The sequence below is a fragment of the Magnetospirillum fulvum genome (assembly GCF_900108475.1).
GTDB classification, from domain to species: Bacteria; Pseudomonadota; Alphaproteobacteria; order Rhodospirillales; family Magnetospirillaceae; genus Phaeospirillum; species Phaeospirillum fulvum_A.
On record NZ_FNWO01000007.1, the window covers coordinates 79,127 to 93,359 of the forward strand.

The 14,233-nt window shown below is 65.4% G+C and carries 12 protein-coding genes; 6 read left to right on the forward strand and 6 right to left on the reverse strand.

Annotated elements, in window-relative coordinates; all coding sequences use genetic code 11:
- Positions 1–17: 17 nt before the first annotated feature.
- The 4 genes from BLW40_RS09940 to BLW40_RS09955 all read right to left on the reverse strand — a co-directional run bounded on the left by BLW40_RS09940 (position 18) and on the right by BLW40_RS09955 (position 4,970).
- A complete protein-coding gene (locus BLW40_RS09940; RefSeq protein ID WP_074768097.1) occupies positions 18–1,643 on the reverse strand; it encodes a CTP synthase in 1,626 nt (541 codons plus the stop codon).
- A 157-nt stretch (positions 1,644–1,800) separates the two neighbouring features.
- On the reverse strand, positions 1,801–2,133 hold the full coding sequence (secG, locus tag BLW40_RS09945; RefSeq protein ID WP_074768099.1) for a preprotein translocase subunit SecG: 333 nt from the start codon (positions 2,131–2,133) through the stop codon (positions 1,801–1,803).
- Between the two features lie 150 nt (positions 2,134–2,283).
- The gene (gene tpiA, locus BLW40_RS09950; protein ID WP_074768101.1) at positions 2,284–3,042 is read right to left on the reverse strand and encodes a triose-phosphate isomerase; all 759 of its coding nucleotides are present in this window, start codon (positions 3,040–3,042) and stop codon (positions 2,284–2,286) included.
- A gap of 65 nt (positions 3,043–3,107) precedes the next feature.
- A complete protein-coding gene (locus BLW40_RS09955; RefSeq protein WP_074768103.1) occupies positions 3,108–4,970 on the reverse strand; it encodes an ABCB family ABC transporter ATP-binding protein/permease in 1,863 nt (620 codons plus the stop codon).
- Between the two features lie 131 nt (positions 4,971–5,101).
- Here BLW40_RS09955 and BLW40_RS09960 point away from each other — a divergent pair, with 131 nt between their 5' ends.
- Positions 5,102–6,454 (forward strand): pentapeptide repeat-containing protein, encoded by a 1,353-nt coding sequence (locus BLW40_RS09960; protein ID WP_074768105.1) that lies wholly within the window; start codon positions 5,102–5,104, stop codon positions 6,452–6,454.
- Here the strand turns inward: BLW40_RS09960 and BLW40_RS09965 are convergent.
- Complete coding sequence (locus tag BLW40_RS09965) at positions 6,420–8,438, reverse strand: protein-disulfide reductase DsbD family protein (RefSeq protein ID WP_083386726.1); 2,019 nt, start codon at positions 8,436–8,438, stop codon at positions 6,420–6,422. The genes BLW40_RS09960 and BLW40_RS09965 overlap by 35 nt on opposite strands.
- A gap of 157 nt (positions 8,439–8,595) precedes the next feature.
- Between BLW40_RS09965 and BLW40_RS09970 the strand changes: the two genes are divergently transcribed.
- The 3 genes from BLW40_RS09970 (at position 8,596) to mepK (ending at position 11,543) form a co-directional block, all read left to right on the forward strand.
- Positions 8,596–9,036, forward strand: a complete 441-nt coding sequence (locus BLW40_RS09970; RefSeq protein WP_074768107.1) for a rhodanese-like domain-containing protein — start codon at positions 8,596–8,598, stop codon at positions 9,034–9,036.
- Positions 9,037–9,188: 152 nt separating this feature from the next.
- Positions 9,189–10,805 carry a L,D-transpeptidase family protein gene (locus BLW40_RS09975; protein WP_074768300.1) on the forward strand — a complete coding sequence of 539 codons (1,617 nt, stop codon included), beginning with the start codon at positions 9,189–9,191 and terminating at the stop codon, positions 10,803–10,805.
- Between the two features lie 189 nt (positions 10,806–10,994).
- Entirely contained in the window at positions 10,995–11,543 is a 549-nt protein-coding gene (gene mepK, locus BLW40_RS09980) for a peptidoglycan L,D-endopeptidase MepK (RefSeq protein WP_074768109.1), read from the forward strand.
- Positions 11,544–11,553: 10 nt separating this feature from the next.
- Here the strand turns inward: mepK and BLW40_RS09985 are convergent, their stop codons facing one another.
- Complete coding sequence (locus BLW40_RS09985) at positions 11,554–12,225, reverse strand: hypothetical protein (RefSeq protein ID WP_074768111.1); 672 nt, start codon at positions 12,223–12,225, stop codon at positions 11,554–11,556.
- Between the two features lie 158 nt (positions 12,226–12,383).
- On the opposite strand from BLW40_RS09985, the gene BLW40_RS09990 reads away from it, so the two are divergent.
- Positions 12,384–13,439 carry an ATP-binding response regulator gene (locus BLW40_RS09990; protein WP_074768113.1) on the forward strand — a complete coding sequence of 352 codons (1,056 nt, stop codon included), beginning with the start codon at positions 12,384–12,386 and terminating at the stop codon, positions 13,437–13,439.
- Between the two features lie 103 nt (positions 13,440–13,542).
- Positions 13,543–14,223 carry a response regulator transcription factor gene (locus BLW40_RS09995; protein ID WP_074768115.1) on the forward strand — a complete coding sequence of 227 codons (681 nt, stop codon included), beginning with the start codon at positions 13,543–13,545 and terminating at the stop codon, positions 14,221–14,223.
- The last annotated feature ends 10 nt before the right edge of the window (positions 14,224–14,233 follow it).

Here is a 14,233-nt window from a genome sequence, read left to right on the forward strand (position 1 = left end):
GCCCCAAACCCCTTTTGCTAGACCAGACGTGATTGCCGCACCGCAGCGGCGATGAAGCTGGTGAACAGCGGATGCGGATCAAACGGCTTCGACTTCAGTTCGGGATGGAACTGAACGCCGACGAACCAGGGATGATCCGGCAGTTCGACGATTTCGGGCAAGATCCCGTCGGGCGACAGGCCGCTGAACGACAAACCGGTCTTTTCCAGGTCGGCCTGATAATCGAGGTTGACCTCGTAGCGATGGCGATGCCGTTCGCTGATCCGGTCGGCCCCATAAATCTCGCGGACCCGTGACCCCGGCTTCAACAGGCACTCATAGGCGCCCAGCCGCATCGAGCCGCCGAGATCGCCGCCATGATCGCGCTTTTCGACGCTGTTGCCCCGGGTCCATTCGGTCATCAGACCGACCACCGGCATTTCGCAGGGGCCGAACTCGGTCGAACTGGCCTCGGTCATCCCGGCAAGATGGCGGGCGACCTCGATCACCGCCATCTGCATCCCGAAGCAGATGCCGAAATAGGGCACCCGGCGTTCGCGGGCGAAGCGGACCGCCTCGACCTTGCCCTCGGAGCCGCGCTCGCCGAAACCGCCCGGCACCAGGATGCCATGACAGGGTTCGAGGTGGCTGACGACATCCTCGCGCTCGAAAATCTGGCTGTCGATCCAGTTGAGGCGAACCCGGACATTGTTGGCGATGCCGCCGTGATACAGCGCCTCGGCCAGCGACTTATAGCTGTCGAGCAGGCTGATATATTTGCCGACGATCGCGATGGTGACCTCGCCCTCGGGCTGGCGGATCCGCTCGGCGATCGTGCTCCACCGCTTGAGGTCGGGCGGCGGGGCGTCGAAGCCGAAATGACGGCAGACGACGTCGTCCATCCCCTGCTGGTGATAGCTGATCGGCACCTGATAGATCGAATCGACGTCGAGCGCCGGGATCACCGCGTCGGTGGGGACGTTGCAGAACAGCGCGATCTTGCGCCGCTCGCTTTCGGGGATTTCCCGGTCGCACCGGCACATCAGCATGTCGGGCTGGATGCCGACCGACAGCAATTCCTTGACCGAATGCTGGGTCGGCTTGGTCTTGAGCTCGCCCGCCGAGGGGATATAGGGCACCAGAGTCAGGTGAACGAACATCACCTGAGAGCGGCCCAGTTCGTTGCCCATCTGGCGAATCGCCTCAAGGAACGGCAGGCTTTCGATGTCGCCGACCGTGCCGCCGATCTCGCACAGACAGAAATCCTCGTCGGTGAGATCGCTGCGGATGAATTCCTTGATCGCGTCGGTGACGTGGGGAATCACCTGGACAGTCGCGCCAAGATAATCGCCCCGGCGTTCCCGCGCGATGACGTTGGAATAGATTCGTCCGGTGGTGATGTTGTCGCTCTTGCGCGACGCCACCCCGGTAAAACGCTCGTAATGGCCCAGATCGAGGTCAGTCTCGCCACCGTCGTCGGTGACATAGACCTCGCCATGCTGATAGGGGCTCATCGTGCCGGGATCGACGTTGAGATAGGGATCGAGCTTACGCAGCCGAACCTTGAATCCACGCGCCTGCAACAGCGCTCCCAGCGCCGCCGAAGCCAGTCCCTTGCCGAGCGAGGAGACCACGCCACCGGTGATGAAGATGAAACGGGTCATCTGCCTTCCGTCCTCGCATTTCCCAAGTCAACAATCGCCCCGACCACAGCCCATACGGCCGTAACGTCCCCAAGGAACGCCGGAAAAGGTCCGACCAGAAGCGATTCACTCATCAAACGACCCGCGGGCACACCTGCGCCCGGGACCAAAGCCACGATCAGCGCGCCAACGGCGCGCTGGGAGCCGCAGGCTCGGCGGGGGCCGCCGGAGCGACCGGAGCCTGAACCTGCACCTTGTCGAAGGGCGAGCCTTCGCCGGAACGGTGGCTGGCGATCAGCGCAAGAACCATGCTGGTCGAGAAAAACAGAGTGGCAATGATCGCGGTGGTCCGGGTCAGCAGATTGCCAGCCGAACGGCCGGACATCAGTCCGCCGCCGCTGTTGCCGCCGATACCCAACGCGCCCCCCTCGCTGCGTTGAAGCAGGATCACCCCGACCAGGGCGAGCGCGAGGAGGATGTGGATGACCAGAATGATCGGAAAAAAGTCCATGTAGCGACCACCAGGGAATTTGCACCGGGAATCCGTCCGACCGGGAGCGGGGTCCGTTCGGACACTGCTCCCGGTCGGGGATGAATTGCATGCGCCGTTTTTAGACCCGGTCGCAAAGGAAGGCTAGTGCAAAGTTATCCCCAGCACCTTTCAGCCGGCAGTGGCGATTGCCCAGAAATCCGCCGCCTTCAGGCTGGCCCCGCCGATCAATCCGCCATCGACGTCGGGAAGGGACAAAAGTTCGGTGGCGTTGTCGGGCTTCATCGAGCCGCCATAGAGGATGCGGGTCGCCGCAGCGGTTTCCGCCCCCAGCAGTGCGATCAGTTCGGCCCGCAATACGGCATGGACTTCCTGGGCCTGGGCCGGAGTGGCGACCCGGCCGGTCCCGATCGCCCAAACCGGTTCGTAGGCGATCACCAGATTGGCGGCAGTCGCTCCGGCGGGCAACGATCCGCGCAACTGGCTGGTATTGACCTCCAGCGTCCGCCCGGCCTCGCGCTGCTCCAGCGTCTCGCCGACGCAGACGATGGCGATCAGACCGGCAGCCAGGGCGGCTTCGGCCTTGGCCTTGACCGCACTGTCGCTTTCGCCATGATCGGCGCGGCGCTCGGAATGGCCGACGATCACCGCCGTGCAGCCCAGATCGGCCAGCAGGGGGGCGGCGACGTCGCCGGTATGGGCTCCGGCGGTCTTGGCGTGGCAATCCTGCGCCCCCACCGCGATCGCGGTCCCGGCCAGTGCGGCGGCGACCGGCACGATCAGCGGGAACGGCGGGCAGACCAGCAGGTCACAGTCCGGACGCGGCCCGGCGTTCCAGCGGGCGGCCAGCGCGCTCGCCAGTTCGGCCGAATCGGCCTTCAGTCCGTTCATCTTCCAGTTGCCGGCAATCAGCTTGCGACGAATGCTCATAAAACGATGTCCTCCCCTTTAGAGCGGGATATACCACTCCCACCGGTCCGCCCCTAATGAAAGCCTCACTGCCCCTGCCGTTCCCTGGTTTCGGCGAGGCGCTGCTTGAGGTCGCCGGCTTCCTGCTGGCGCCGCCACATCTGGGCATAGCGTCCGTCGGCGGCCAGCAGCGCGGCGTGGCGGCCGCGTTCGATCACCTGACCGCGATCAAGCACCAGGATCTCGTCGGCATCGACCACGGTCGAGAGACGATGCGCGATAATCAGGGTGGTGCGGTTGCGCGACACCTCGCGCAGCGACACCTGGATTTCCTTTTCGGTCTGAGTGTCGAGCGCGCTGGTGGCCTCGTCGAAGATCAGGATCGCCGGACGCTTCAAGATGGTGCGAGCGATCGCGACCCGCTGCTTTTCGCCACCGGACAGCTTCAGGCCGCGCTCGCCGACCCGGGTGTCGTAGCCCTGGGGCAGCGAGACGACGAAATCGTGGATGCGGGCCAGACGCGCCGCCTCCTCGATCTCGTCCGGACCTGCGACGGGACGGCCATAGGCGATGTTGTAGCGGATGGTGTCGTTGAACAGCACCGTGTCCTGGGGCACGATTCCAATCGCAGCCCGCAACGAATCCTGGGTCACGGCGCGGATATCCTGGCCGTCGATCCGAATCGCCCCCGATCCGACCTCGTAGAAGCGGAACAGCAGGCGGGAAATCGTGCTTTTGCCCGCCCCGGAGGCACCGACGATGGCCAGGGTCCGCCCGGCGGGAACGCTAAAGCTGACCCCGCCGAGAATCTGACGATCTGGATCGTAGCCGAAACGAACATCCTCGAACCGGATTTCGCCGCCATAGACCTCGAGCGCCCCGGCATCGGGCGCGTCCTTGATCTCGGCCGGTTCGCGCAAGAGCCGGAACATCGATTCGAGATCGGTCAACGACTGGCGGATTTCGCGATAGACCGCGCCGAGGAAGTTCAGCGGCAGGTACAACTGGACCAGATAGGAATTGACCAGGACGAAATCGCCGACGGTCATCCGCCCCGCGGCGACGCCCTTGGCCGCCTCGACCATCACCAGGGTCAGGCCGATGGCGATAATCGCGCCCTGGCCGATATTGAGCAGCGACAGCGTCACCTTGGATTTGGTGGCGGCGGCCTCGTAGGTTCGCAGCGAGGAATCGTAGCGCCCGGCCTCGTGCGCCTCGTTGCCGAAATACTTCACCGTCTCGAAATTTAGCAATGAATCGATCGCCTTGGCCGCCGCTTCGGATTCGGTCTCGTTCATCCGGCGTCTGAACTTGGTGCGCCATTCCGTCACCGCGAAGGTGAAGGAGATATAGATCACGATGGTTCCGACCGTGATCAGAGCGAAACCGGAATCGTAAAGACCCCACAGAACCGCCGTCACCATCGCGATTTCCAGCAGAGTCGGCAGGATGCTGAACAGCAGGAAATGGAGCAGGAACTCAATCGCCTTGGTGCCGCGCTCGATCGCCCTGGTCACGCCGCCGGTCTGGCGGTCGAGGTGAAAGCGCAAGCCCAATTGGTGAAGGTGGCGGAACACATCGAGCCCGGTGGTGCGGATCGCCCGCTGCGCCACCTTGACGAAAACGATATCGCGCACCTCGCCGAAGGTTCCGGCCAGCACACGAGCGAGTCCATAGGCCAGCAGCAACCCAAACGGCACCGCCACCACCGCCCCCGCTCCGGGATGCTGCGACAGGGCATCGACCGCATGCTTGTAGATCAGCGGAACCGTGACGGTAACTGCCTTGGCCAGGGCAAGCAGCAGCATCGCCACCACAACCCTGAGGCGCAGATTGGGCTCGCCCTCGGGCCAGAGACTGGGCAGCAGGGCGCGGATGGTGGACCAGTCGGCGGCGGCTCCCTGGCCACGCGCCCGGTCCCAATTCGAGGGGGTTCGTTTGCTACGCATTTGCGCATCATGGCGGCCCGCTCCGTGCGCCGCAACAAGACAAGGTGGCGTCACCGACATTTGATCGAGGCAATTGCGCATTGACGAAAGTATGCCTATCTTCGTGTTAGACAAAAGAAGGGCGCCGGAGCATGCGACATCCCAGCCACGCCGATGGCGGGCGCCGGACGGAGTGGAAAAGCGTTCGCCTTCTGGTGTTCGGCACCGACGATCAGTTCCGCTTTCTGGTGCGCCAGACCTTCCGCAAGCTTGCCGTCGGCGACATCGTCTCCTATGGCGTTGCCGCCGATACGACCGATCTGATCCGGCGCGGAGCCGATCTCGCGATTGTCGATCTGACCGGTGTGCCCGACGAAGGCCTGACGGTGATCGAGCGTCTGCGCGGCCACTCTCCCACCGCGATTCCCATCCTGGTCGTGGCATCTTCGGCGCTAAAAGGCGCGGTCGATCATGCCCGCGCGCTGGGGATCGAGGGAATGGTGCCCAAACCAGTCTCGGGGCACGAACTGACACTGCGGGTCGCCGAGACCCTGGCCGCTCCGACCCGGATGCCCGCCCCCACCGCTGCCCACGACCGGGTCAGACCAAATTTCGTCCGCGCCGTTCCACCCCCGCCGCCGCCCGCTCCGCCGCCAGCCCCGATCCCGCCCCCGGCCCCGATCGTGGCGGTCGTCTCGGCCCCGCCGCCCCAGGCTCCAACGCCGCCGCGTCGGATCGAAGCGACGGGCGGTCGCATCGCCGCGGCTTTGATCCGGCGGCCTTCGGGGGGAACCCTGGGCGATGACGATCTGGTCGCGTTGCCAACCCGACGCTCCGGCCGCCTTGGCGACGACGATCTGGCTCCCTCCCCGTTCGATGCCGAGGCCGAAGCGGCCCGCCGACGCGCCGAACGACGCAGGCAAGCGTGGCAGGACGCGCTGGCCGCCGAAGGCCGTGTCGTCCGCATCGGCGGCGACGTCGCCCGCTTCGATTTGTCGGCGGTGATTGCCGAACATGGCAAATGGCTGGAAAGCAGCGGAGCGGAGGGTCAGCGCGCCAATTTCGCCAGCCGCGATCTGGCCGGAGCCGACCTCACCGACACGATTTTGCCCCAGGCCTCGTTCCGCGAGACCGACCTGTCCGACGCCAGTCTGGCCCGCGCCCGGCTCGACGGATCGGATTTCCGCCGCGCCGTTCTGTCCGCCGCCGATCTGGGTGGCGCCAATCTGGGCGTCGCGGCGCTCCGCCACGCCCGCCTCGACCTCAGCAATCTTGAAGGCGCGATCCTGCGCGGCAGCGACCTGTCCGGAGCGGTGCTGTCGCGGGCCCGACTGGCCGGAGCCGATCTGAAGGGCGCGATCCTGATCGGGGCCGATCTGCGCGCCGCCGATCTGTCGAAGGTCGAGAACCTGACCCAAACTCAGGTCGAAAAGACGCTGTGCAATCTCGACACCCGGCTTCCCCCCGGCCTCAGCCGCCCGCCGGGGGGGGAGGCGGCGGAATAGGCCCGCTCTCGGGAACGATGGGCGGAACAGCGGCGGGAATAGGCGGCTGGGCCGCCGCCCGCTCCAACGCATCGAGCACCGCCTGTTCGGACAGCAATTCCGGCAACGCGATCCCCTGGGGTGCCCCCGGCCCATAGACCGCGTTGAAGGGAATCCCATAGCGCCCGAACGAGGCGAGATAATCGGTCACAACCACATCGGGCCGGGTCCAGTCGGCCCGCATCGCGATCAGTCCGGGCGAGGACAGCCTTTGGGCCAGTTCGCCCCGCTCCAGCACCGCCAGTTTATTGACCTTGCAGGTGATGCACCAATCGGCGGTGACATCGACGAACACGGTCTTGCCCTCGGCGACGAAAGCGGGGATCGCGGCAGGGTCGAACGGAGTCCAGGCGATTGCGCCCGCCGCCACCTTGTTCTCCTCGGGCGGGGAGACGGTGTGAAACTGCTCGACCAGAACCAGCAACAGCCACAGGGCGGTTCCGGCCAGCGCGACCCCCATCGCCACCCGGACCCGGATCATCCACCGCCCCGGCCGGGGCAGTCGCAGCACCGCGTCGGGCCAGACCGCGACCAGCAGGAATGGAGCGGCCATGCCGAGCCCCAAGGCGGTAAAGATCGCAATGATCTCGACCGGGCCGCGCGCCAGGGCGAACCCGATCGCAGTGCCGAGAAACGGCGCAGAGCACGGAGTCGCCAACAGGGTCGCCAGCGCGCCGGACAGAAAGTGCCCACTCAGCGACGGCTGCGCCTCACCTGCCGGGGTGCGGTCGAGCAGCCAGCGCGGCAGCCGGATCTCGAAGCCGCCCCACAGATTGGCGGCGAACAGCAGCAGGACCAGCACCATCGCCGCCAGGAAGGCCGGTTGCTGGAACTGGATCCCCCACCCCACCGCCAGCCCGGCTTGACGCAAGACGATGGCGAGAGTGGCCAAGGCCAGGAACGAGGCGACGATACCGGCGGCCGAGGCCAGAAAGCTCAACCGGGCATGACCGCGTTCACCGCCGCCATGGCCGAGAATGCCCAGCAGCTTGATCGACAGCACCGGCAACACGCAGGGCATCAGATTGAGGATCAGCCCCCCCAGCAGCGCGATCAGCAGCATTCCGGCCAGCGGAGTGGCATCGGCGCGAGCGGCAACCGGCTCGACCATCGCTTCGAGCGAGCGGGCACCATCGACGATGGTGACGGTCAGCGGAGCCCCCAGCAACGACCGGGTCGGCGGGGTCGATGGCTCGACCTCGAACGTCACCTGGCGGCGGTCGGGCGACACGGTCACGCGAGGCGCGGCAAAGGCGGGAAAATCAGGGGATTCGACGAACAGATCGGGAGCCTCGAACGGCTCGGCGGCGCGAACGACCAGACGCAAGCGGCTGGACTCGCCCTGCCCCGCCGCTTCGGCGCGGTCGAGCGACAGGCCGTGGCGCTCCCCCTCGCTGGGCACCAGCGCATCGAAGCGGGCGATGGTGTGGGCATAGATCGAGGCTGCGCCGTCGCCTGCCGCCAGATCGAGCGACAGATCGGCCTGTTGCGGCACGCACAGCGTGGCACAGGCGAGGAACTCGACCCTGGCCCGCAGCGACACCGCCTGACCCGGCGCGGTCAGGCGCAGATCGATCGGCAGCACCACCTCGCCCTGATACCCGTAATTCTGCAACCCGGCCAGAACGAAGCGATGCGGCGCGGGCCAGCGGATCGCTGCCTCTCCCGCGCCCTGCGAACCGGCCCAGTCGATCCGGGGGGGATAACCGGCGTCGCCCGGAGTCCGCCAGTAGATCTTCCAATCGGGAGCGAGATCGAAATGCAGGCCCAGCCGCACCGTCCCGGCTTCGGCCAGGGTGGCGCGGGCGGCAATCAGCCGCACCCGGCCAGACTCGGAGCTCACCCAGTCGGACGCGCCCGGTTCAGGCGCGGCTTCGGCTGGCGCAACAGCGGAAAACAGCAGCACCGCCGCCACGAGGATCGACGCCCACCGCAACCCGGCCATCCTGGCCCCCCTCCCGTTATGCACAGGGCGAACAACAACACCGCCACCCGGCCGGAGTCAACGCCCGCCCGACCCCGGAGCGGACAACATTATTATTGTGTATAATTTTGCAATATGACATTGTCACGATGTTGTATTTTCCCAAGGAGCCATTGTCATGAGTTCATCAACCGCCAGTTCCCTGACCTATGCCGGCGAGGTTTCGCCGACCGAGGCGTGGCGGCGTTTGGCCCAAACTCCACGCGCATGGCTGATCGACGTCCGCACCCAGGCGGAATGGACCTTCGTCGGCCAGCCCGATCTGTCCTCGCTGGGGCGGTCTCTGGTGCGGGTGTCGTGGCAGATTTTTCCCGGCATGACCCATAACGACGATTTCGCCGCCCTTCTTGAGTCCGAAGGGGTTGGCCGCGACGATCCGATCTATCTTTTGTGCCGTTCGGGCGTGCGGTCGCGGGCGGCGGCCGAGTATCTGACCGAGATCGGCTATCGCGAATGCTGGAACATCACCGACGGATTCGAGGGCGGATTCGACGCCCAAAAGCATCGCGGTACCGTGTCAGGATGGAAAGCGAGCGCGTTGCCTTGGCAACAGGGTTAAAGAAACAGACTCCAATGGCGTAACAAAGGGCGGTTGGGCGTTGACACTCCCGTCGATTGGTTCGATATCCGAGTCGGACAACCCGTCGATCCTCGGCGGGACTTTCGTATCGCCCCCCCAGCGCGCCCCGCCCCCGGGGTCAGAGGTTGAACGTGCCCTTCGCCCGCCACTTTTACGTTTCCCTAACCCTCGGCTTGGCAACGCTGGGGGGCGATTCCTTGGCCTGGGCCGAATCGGCACCGACGGTGCAGCGGCGGATCGAGACGGTGATCGCCTCGGCCGCCACTACCGAGCCTGACCGGGACGGCCGGGTCTTGCGCGAATTCTATCGCACCCGCTCCTATCATCTGGCCTGGACCGGTCCCCGTGCCGCATCGGGCTCGCGGCTGCTCGAAGACCTGCCCGCCGTCGCCACCGCCGAGGGACTCGACCGCTCACCCTATGCCGTCCCGTCCTCGTTTCCGACCGACATCGAGGCCGACATCTCGCACAGCCGCGCGCTGCTGCGGCTTGGCCGCGATATCGCGATCGGCCGGGTCGATCCCGACCGGGCCTTCGGCGGGTTCGGCGGCAACAACCGCAACGGATTCGACGGCACCCGCTTCCTGCGTGGTCTTGCTGACGGAAAAACGCTGGCCGAACAGGCTGCGGCGGTCCAGCCGCCGTTCGTCGGCTATCTGCGCCTGAAGGAAGGGCTGGAGCGGCTCCAGACGATCGCCCGTGCCGGGGGCTGGCCGATCATCCCCGAAGGAGCGAAGCTGGTTCCGCTCGAAGCGGTCGATGACCGCCTGCCGGTCCTGCGCCGCCGATTGATCGTCAGCGGCGATCTCGACCCCGCTTTGGCCGAGGGCACCACCTATGACGCGCCGGTGGTCGAAGCGGTCAAACGCTTCCAGCGCCGCCACGGGCTCGACCCCGACGGTACCATCGGCGCCCGCAGTCTGGCCGCTCTCAACGTCCCGGTCGAGGTGAGGCTGCGCCAGATCACCGCCAATCTCGAACGCTGGCGCTGGATGCCGCACCAGCTCGGGCGACTGCATGTCAGCGTTAACATCCCCGCCGCCTCGCTCGATCTGGTCGAGGATGGCGCGGTGGCGATGACGATGCGAGTGGTGGTCGGCGACACCCGCCACCCGACGCCGAGCATGGATACCTCGATGAGTTCGGTGGTGCTGAACCCGCCCTGGTCGGTGCCGAGCAGCATCGCCAACAACGAGATTCTGCCCAAATTGCGGCGCGATCCCAATTATTTAGCCACCAGCAACCTCCAGATCGCCGATTACCCCGAGGACAGCCCCGAAGCCGCTGGCGACGGCATCGACTGGAACGCGATCGGCAAGAAGTTTCCCTATCGGCTGCGTCAGCCGCCGGGACCGGACAACGCGCTCGGTCAGTTGAAGTTCAACCTGCGCAACGCCGACGACATCTATCTGCACGACACCCCCAATCATCGGGCGTTTTCACGGGCTTACCGCGCCTTATCGCATGGCTGCATCCGATTGGAAGAGCCGGTTGCCTTGGGCGAGATGCTGCTGGGCAGCCGCTGGAAGAGCCGGTTGAGCGAGAATCTGAACGAGGACAAGAAAACCCGGACCCTGAAGCTCGAACGCAATATTCCGGTCTATCTGATCTACTTCACGGCTTGGGTCGATCCGACGGGAGAGATCAATTTCCGCGACGACATTTACGGTCACGATCGCCGCCTCGGCCAAGCCCTGCGCCAGTCGCGGATTCAGGCCAAGCCGCGCCCTGCGTCTCCTCCGGCATGATCGGCGTAAAATGAAGCTAGGTCAGAGCGGTTCTACGGTACCGCTCAACCGCCAATAATTGAGCGGTTTCCCGCCAGAACGCGTGCGGAATGAAACCGAATCCGCACGGATAGGGTTGACACCCGACCGGCCGTCGGTGCTAAGAAAGGTCCGCGCCCACCCGAAGGGCGATCCGCAAGGAGGGGGAGGATGATCGACGAGGTGAAGAACCGGCGAGGTTTCCTGACCCTTGGTCTGGGTGCAGCCGCCGCGATGGTGGCCGTTTCTCCGGTCGAGGCTGCTGTTCGCCGTTTGCCCGAACGCTCGCTCAATCTCTACAATATCCATACTGGCGAGACCCTGAAAACGGTCTATTGGGGGGAAGGCCGCTACCAGCCCCGCGCCATTGCCCAGATTTCCCGGTTCCTGCGCGATCACCGTACCGGGGCGATTCACCCGATTGATCCGCGTCTGCTGGATTTGTTGGTGTCGGTTCAGCGCAAAGTCGGCGTCAAGGGCTCGGTCCACATCGTCAGCGGCTACCGCTCCCCCGCCACCAACGCGATCCTGGCCAGCTATAGCGACGGCGTCGCCACCCACAGCCTCCACACCGAAGGCAAAGCGGTCGATATCCGCGTTCCCGGCCACACCCCTCGGATGATCGGCCGCGCCGCCCGCTCGCTCCGCGCCGGGGGCGTCGGCACTTATCCCGAGTCTGACTTCGTCCATATCGACACCGGACGCGTCCGGGTGTGGTAGGACGCCCGCATCAGCGGGCGCTTCGCTTGTCCAACATCGGCTTCATTCCCTCGATCGCCTGAACCACCCGATCGGCTGGCAACTTGCGCAGGTCGAGGCTGAACCAGCCTTCGGGCACCTCCAGCATCTTGGAATCGACCGTCCCCACCTTGAGCCGGGACAGGGTCATTTCAACCGGAGACGGAGAGCCACCGGGAGCGGCAACGGTGCCAACCGCCTTGACGACGATCCCATCGCGGCTGGTCCACATCTCGCCGTCGAACCCGCCCTTTGGCCCGCTCGCCTGAGCACGCCAGCGGGTGGCCCGAACCCCGGCAACGGTTTCCTCGCCGATCCGGCTCCGTTCGATCTCCCACGATTGCAGACCGCCGATCAACGTGCTGGCCGCCTCCATCGACAGGCTGACATACCATTTGCCCCCGATCCCCAGGAAATAGGCGGTCCCGGTATCGCGGTGAATCAACACGCCCTGCCCGCCGCCCTGGGTCGCGACCTCGCGCCGCTCGCTTCCCGGCGCGTGCCAGACATGGCCGGTATAGGCCCCGCGCGGTCCGGTCAGGGTAAAATCGGCGCTGTAGGACACCGGAGCGTCAAGCACATCAAGCGCCGGTTCGGCCGCCTGGGCTCCCGGCCCCGCCGCCAGCGCGCAGATCAGCATCAGAGCCCCAAGCCGTCTCGACATTCTATTCTATCCTCGTCCATTCCGGATTACCGCCCCCGAGAAGATCACGAGAACGGGCTTGGCTCAAGGTCCGGCGGCATCAACCCATTGGAATTCTATGGAACGGACAAGGCGGCGGACGTATCCTCAAAATAGATCGTCAGTTTGGGGTGTAGATGATGAGCGCGCCGCCCGCCAGCGACGACATCGCCTCGACCGTCCCGAGCGAAGACAATATCCGTCTGCTGCTCGACCTTCTTCCCGACGCCGTCATCGTCACCACCCAAGCCGAGGTGGTGTTCGCCAACCCGGCCGCCCAGCGCTTGTTCGGAGCAGAAACAGGGCAAGAGGTGCAGGGACACCATGCGCTTGACTTGGTCGATGACCGCTCGCTCGCCCTGGCGATGATGCGTCTGGCCGATCCTCCCGCCACCGAACAGGTGTTTCCCTACCATCTGCGCCGTCTCAACGGCGATCATTTTGAAGCCGAACTGACCGGGCGCAACATCGTCTTTCGGGACCGGCCCTCGCGATTGCTGGTGATCCGTGACGCCAGCGAACAGAGCCGGGCGCGCGATCAGTCCCGCCGCGACGCCCGACAGGCCCTGAAGGAGCAAATCGCCAGGGTACGGCACAAATTGTCCCAGCCGCTCAACGTGATCCGGCTCGCCGCCGAGGGGGCGCTGCTGATGATCGAGCGGGACAGAATTCCCGCCGATGGCTGGCCGGAAAGCCAATTCGCCCTGATCGCCGAGCAATCCGAACGCACCGCACAGATTCTCGACACGTTGCGGATTGACGAACCCGACCCGTCCGCTTCGTCCGCCGCCCTCCCCCAACCTGCCGGATCGCACATCCTGGTGGTCGAGAACGATCCCGCCGCCGCCGCCGCCCTGTCTTCCTATCTGTCCGCGCAGGGCTGCCGGGTCAGTCTGGCCGACAGCGGACGCGACGCCTGGGACCGCTTTCGTAACGATCCCGCCGACGTCGTCATCACCGATCTGTTGGTCCAGACCGGAGATGGCGAGGATCTGATCACCGTCCTGCGCGATTTCGACCCCCTGCTGCCGATCATCGTCACCACCGCCCGACCCGGCGGAGCGGACCGGTTGGACGCGCGCTTCCGGGACGAACGCTGTGTCGTAGTGAAAAAACCGCCGCCTTTGTCCGAAATCACTCGGCTGATTGCTGCGTTCCTTCTCCCCCCGTCCGAAGAACCCTTTACATCCTGTTGATAAGGCTTATTTCCTCTTAGGTCTGGGTTGTCGGGGCGAACGGGGACGCTTATACTTTCGGGCGGGACGATTCCATCCCACCCCGATTCTGGGAGTAACCGAAGTGCGTATTCTTGTGGCCGATGACCACAAGCTGGTGCGGGATGGGTTACGACCGTTCCTCCGCGAGCTTGATTCCGAGGCCGAAATCATTGACGCCGCCACACTGGATGAAGCTGTCGCCGCCATCGACGACGGCGCGCCCCTCCCGGATCTGGTGCTACTCGACCTGATGATGCCGGGAATGACCGGACTTGACGGACTGACCCGGATCAAGACTCTGGCTCCGGGGATTCCGGTCGTGATCGTCTCGGGCTATTCCTCCCGCGACCATGTCCAAGCCGCAGTTCAGGCCGGTGCCGCTGGATTCATCCCCAAGACCGTTGGCGGTACCGCGATGGTCAACGCCCTCAGGCTGGTTCTGTCAGGCGAAACCTATCTGCCCTCCAGCAGCTTCTTCGAAACCACGGAATCCCCGCCCGCCGTCCGTCCAGGGGCTGCGCCGCCGCCGTTTGACCGCCTGTCGCGGCGCGAGGGCGAGATTCTGGCGCAGTTGATCGAGGGGCGCACCAACAAGGAAATCGCCCTGGCGCTCAATCTTCAGGAAATCACCATCAAGGTCCACCTCCGCAACGTCTATCGCAAGATCGGCGCAGCCAACCGGGCTCAAGCGGTGCGGATCGCGCTGCAATCCGGCTGGGATATCCCTCCGATCGCGCCGCCTCTCCCCCGTCCGGCCGGGTGACCGTTCGGGC

Excerpts from the sequence above, each read along its gene's own strand:
- BLW40_RS09985 (WP_074768111.1), bottom strand. The coding sequence starts at position 12,225 with ATGTCGAGACGGCTTGGGGCTCTGATGCTGATCTGCGCGCTGGCGGCG.
- mepK (WP_074768109.1), top strand. The coding sequence starts at position 10,995 with ATGATCGACGAGGTGAAGAACCGGCGAGGTTTCCTGACCCTTGGTCTG.
- BLW40_RS09940 (WP_074768097.1), bottom strand. The coding sequence starts at position 1,643 with ATGACCCGTTTCATCTTCATCACCGGTGGCGTGGTCTCCTCGCTCGGC.
- BLW40_RS09960 (WP_074768105.1), top strand. The coding sequence starts at position 5,102 with ATGCGACATCCCAGCCACGCCGATGGCGGGCGCCGGACGGAGTGGAAA.
- BLW40_RS09965 (WP_083386726.1), bottom strand. The coding sequence starts at position 8,438 with ATGGCCGGGTTGCGGTGGGCGTCGATCCTCGTGGCGGCGGTGCTGCTG.
- tpiA (WP_074768101.1), bottom strand. The coding sequence starts at position 3,042 with ATGAGCATTCGTCGCAAGCTGATTGCCGGCAACTGGAAGATGAACGGA.
- BLW40_RS09970 (WP_074768107.1), top strand. The coding sequence starts at position 8,596 with ATGAGTTCATCAACCGCCAGTTCCCTGACCTATGCCGGCGAGGTTTCG.
- BLW40_RS09990 (WP_074768113.1), top strand. The coding sequence starts at position 12,384 with ATGAGCGCGCCGCCCGCCAGCGACGACATCGCCTCGACCGTCCCGAGC.
- BLW40_RS09955 (WP_074768103.1), bottom strand. The coding sequence starts at position 4,970 with ATGCGTAGCAAACGAACCCCCTCGAATTGGGACCGGGCGCGTGGCCAG.
- secG (WP_074768099.1), bottom strand. The coding sequence starts at position 2,133 with ATGGACTTTTTTCCGATCATTCTGGTCATCCACATCCTCCTCGCGCTC.